Origin of the sequence: Streptomyces sp. (assembly GCF_050698815.1) — a bacterium.
In the GTDB taxonomy this organism is placed as follows: Bacteria; Actinomycetota; Actinomycetes; order Streptomycetales; family Streptomycetaceae; genus Streptomyces.
Genome location: NZ_JBOHCV010000216.1, coordinates 1 through 3957 on the forward strand (window position 1 = coordinate 1; position 3957 = coordinate 3957).

2 protein-coding genes and 2 pseudogenes are annotated in these 3957 nt (G+C 72.4%); all 4 read left to right on the forward strand.

Features of this window, described 5'->3' with window-relative positions; translation table 11 throughout:
* A pseudogene (gene carB, locus ACRDP3_RS08060) lies at positions 1-1467 on the forward strand (carbamoyl-phosphate synthase large subunit); the annotation flags it as partial.
* Position 1468: 1 nt separating this feature from the next.
* A complete protein-coding gene (locus ACRDP3_RS08065; RefSeq protein WP_431516157.1) occupies positions 1469-2605 on the forward strand; it encodes a quinone-dependent dihydroorotate dehydrogenase in 1137 nt (378 codons plus the stop codon).
* Positions 2602-3510, forward strand: a complete 909-nt coding sequence (gene pyrF, locus ACRDP3_RS08070) for an orotidine-5'-phosphate decarboxylase (RefSeq protein ID WP_431516158.1) — start codon at positions 2602-2604, stop codon at positions 3508-3510. Before ACRDP3_RS08065 ends, pyrF begins: the two co-directional genes overlap by 4 nt.
* Positions 3511-3866: 356 nt before the next feature.
* A pseudogene (locus tag ACRDP3_RS08075) lies at positions 3867-3957 on the forward strand (integration host factor); the annotation flags it as partial.

The window sequence follows — 3957 nt, forward strand, 5'->3', positions numbered from 1 at the left end:
TTCGAGCCGCTCACCCTGGAGGACGTGCTGGAGATCGTGCACGCCGAGAAGGCGGCCGGGCCCGTCGCGGGCGTCCTCGTCCAGCTCGGCGGCCAGACACCGCTGGGCCTCGCCCAGGCGCTCAAGGACAACGGTGTGCCGATCGTGGGCACCTCGCCGGAGGCGATCCACCTCGCCGAGGAGCGCGGCGCCTTCGGCCGGGTGCTGGCGGAGGCCGGGCTGCCGGCGCCCAAGTACGGCACCGCCTACTCCTTCGAGCAGGCCAAGGGCATCGCCGCCGAGATCAACTACCCGGTGATGGTGCGTCCTTCCTACGTGCTGGGCGGGCGAGGCATGGAGATCGTCTACGACGAGGGTTCACTTGCCGGGTACCTGGAGCGGCACGCGGGCCTGATCTCCGAACACCCCGTCCTCATCGACCGGTTCCTCGACGACGCCATCGAAATCGACGTCGACGCCCTCTACGACGGCCATGAGCTCTACCTCGGCGGCGTCATGGAGCACATCGAGGAAGCGGGAATCCACTCCGGCGACTCCGCCTGCGCGCTGCCCCCGATCACCCTCGGCGGCTTCGACATCAAGCGCCTGCGGGCCTCGACGGAGGCCATCGCGCGGGGAGTCGGCGTGCGCGGACTGATCAACATCCAGTTCGCCATGGCCGGAGACATCCTCTACGTGCTGGAGGCCAACCCGCGCGCGTCCCGCACCGTCCCCTTCACCTCCAAGGCCACCGCGGTACCGCTCGCGAAGGCCGCCGCCCGGATCTCCCTGGGCACCACCCTGGCCGAACTGCGCGCCGAGGGCATGCTCCCGGCCACCGGCGACGGCGGCGATCTCCCGATGGACGCGCCGATCTCGGTGAAGGAAGCCGTGCTGCCCTGGACCCGCTTCCGCGACGTGCAGGGGCGCGGCGTGGACACCGTGCTCGGTCCGGAGATGCGTTCCACCGGTGAAGTCATGGGCATCGACAGCGTCTTCGGCACCGCCTACGCCAAGTCCCAGGCGGCGGCGTACGGAGCGCTGCCGACCAAGGGCCGCGCCTTCGTCTCGGTCGCCAACCGCGACAAGCGCTCGCTGATCTTCCCGGCCCGTGAACTGGTCGGCATGGGCTTCGAACTGCTGGCCACCTCCGGCACCGCCGAAGTGCTCAAGCGCAACGGCATCAACGCCACCGTCGTGCGCAAGCACAGCCAGGGCCCGGGTCCCGGCGGTGAGCCGACGGTCGTCCAGCTCATCCACGACGGCCAGGTCGACCTGATCGTCAACACTCCGTGGGGCACCGGCGGCCGCCTGGACGGCTACGACATCCGCACCGCCGCCGTGGCCCGCGCCGTGCCCTGCCTCACCACCGTGCAGGCCCTCGCCGCCGCGGTGCAGGGCATCGAGGCACTCACCCGTGGCGAGGTCGGCGTCCGCTCCCTGCAGGAGCACGCCGACCACCTCACGGCGGTACGGAAGTCGGGCTGAGATGTACTCCCTGCTCTTCCGCACCGTCCTGCGGCGGATGGACCCCGAGCGGGCCCACCACCGTGCCTTCGCGGTGATCCGGCTGGCGGCCCGCGTCCCGGTGCTGCGCGCCCTGCTCGCGGCCCGGTTCGCGCCCCGTCACGAGGAGCTGCGCATCGAGGCGCTGGGCCGGACGATGCCCGGCCCCTTCGGGCTCGCCGCGGGCTTCGACAAGAACGCCGCCGCCGTCGACGGCCTGGCGATGCTCGGCTTCGACCACATCGAGGTCGGCACCGTCACCGCTCAGCCGCAGCCCGGCAACCCCGGGCGGCGGCTCTTCCGGCTCGTGGCGGACCGCGCGCTGATCAACCGGATGGGCTTCAACAACGAGGGCTCGGCCGCGGTCGCCGCCCGCCTCGCCGCCCGTACGGCCCGCGGCGCACGCCGGGGGACGGCCGCCGCGGCCGTCGTCGGCGTCAACATCGGCAAGACCAAGGTGGTGCCCGAGACCGAAGCCGTCGGTGACTACGTCACCTCCACCGAACGCCTGGCCGCGCACGCCGACTACCTCGTGGTCAACGTTTCCTCACCCAACACCCCCGGCCTGCGCGCCCTGCAGGCCACCGAGGCGCTCCGCCCGCTGCTCAGCGCCGTACGGGAAGCCGCCGACCGGACCGTCACCGGCCGTCGCGTGCCCCTGCTCGTCAAGATCGCCCCCGACCTCGCGGACGAGGACGTGGAGGCGGTCGCGGACCTGGCGGTGGAACTGGGCCTGGACGGCATCATCGCCACCAACACCACCCTCGCCCGCGACGGTGGTGGTGCCGGCCCGCTGACTTCCGCCGCCGCTCTGGTGGCGGAGACCGGCGGCCTGTCCGGCGCACCGCTGCGGGACCGCTCGCTGGAGGTGCTGCGCCGCCTGTATGCGCGCGTCGGCACCCGCGTCACCCTCGTCGGCGTCGGCGGCGTCACCACTTCGGAGGACGTCTGGCAGCGCATCCTCGCCGGTGCCACCCTGGTGCAGGGCTACAGCGCCTTCGTCTACGAGGGCCCGGGCTGGACCCGCGCCCTGCACAAGGGTCTGGCCGCGCGCCTCGAGGCGAGCCCGTACAGCAGCCTCGCCGAGGCCGTCGGCGCCGAGCACCGGAAGGCCGTATGACTCCGAGCCCGACGACCCCGAACCCGACGAACCTGAGCCCGACGAACCTGAGCCCCAGGAAACAGCCCGAGCCGTTCGGCGCACGGCTGCGTCGCGCGATGGACGTGCGCGGACCGCTCTGCGTCGGCATCGACCCGCACGCCGCACTGCTGGCCGACTGGGGCCTGAGCGACGACGTCGCGGGGCTGGAGCGTTTCACCCGCACCGTCGTGGAGGCGCTGGCCGACCGGGTCGCCGTGCTCAAGCCGCAGTCCGCCTTCTTCGAGCGCTTCGGCTCCCGCGGCACCGCCGTACTGGAGCGGGCCGTGGCCGAGGCACGCGACGCCGGCGCGCTGGTGGTGATGGACGCCAAGCGCGGCGACATCGGCTCCACCATGGCCGCCTACGCCGACGCCTTCCTCGACCCGGCCTCCCCCCTCTTCTCGGACGCGCTCACCGTCAGCCCGTACCTGGGCTTCGGCTCGCTGCGCCCGGCCCTCGAGCGTGCCCGCGCGAGCGGCTGCGGGCTCTTCGTGCTGGCGCTCACCTCCAACGCGGAGGGCGCCGAGGTGCAGCACGCGGTGCGTACCGACGGGCGGAGCGTCGCAGCCACCGTGCTCCGGCACCTGGCCGCCGAGAACGCGGACGCGGAGCCGCTGGGCTCGTTCGGCGCCGTCGTCGGCGCCACCCTCGGCGGCACGTTGCGTGAGCTCGACGCCGACCTCGCCGTCAACGGTCCGCTGCTCGCCCCCGGTATCGGTGCGCAGGGGGCGACGGCGGCGGACCTGCCGGGGGTCTTCGGAGCGGCGGTGGGCAATGTCGTGCCGAGCGTCAGCAGAGGAGTACTGCGGCACGGTCCGTCGCTCGAGGCGCTGCGGGCGGCCGCCGCGTCCGAGGCCCGGCTGCTGGCCGCGGCGGTCGCGTAATCCGCTCGTACACCCGTTCCCGCGCTCGGGGTGCACCCGCTCCGTACCTGCGGTGATGCGCTCCGCGTCGGTGACGCCGCCACCGGCGGGGTGCCGATCCGGTCCCGGCCACCGCGGAAATGGGGGGAACTCAGAGGCAGTTGGCCGGAAAACTGGGATACTTTGTCCGCGAATGTCCTTATCACCTTGAGTCTGACCAGGACTTTTCCGCAGTTCTCGCTGACTCAGACGCCGCGGGCCGCTAGTCTCCGTCGGGAGCGGCACGAACAGGCGCGCCGCTCATTGCTCCGCGCAGGCGGGGCTACGAGGTTCCTCACTGAATCCATTCCAACAGTTCTAACTGAGGTGACGTAGGCGTGGCTCTTCCGCCCCTTACCCCTGAACAGCGCGCAGCCGCGCTCGAAAAGGCCGCCGCGGCTCGCCGGGAGCGCGCCGAGGTCAAGAACC

What these genes read in the sequence shown, in the direction of transcription:
- pyrF (WP_431516158.1), top strand. Translation starts at nt 2,602, where the DNA reads ATGACTCCGAGCCCGACGACCCCGAACCCGACGAACCTGAGCCCGACG.
- ACRDP3_RS08065 (WP_431516157.1), top strand. Translation starts at nt 1,469, where the DNA reads ATGTACTCCCTGCTCTTCCGCACCGTCCTGCGGCGGATGGACCCCGAG.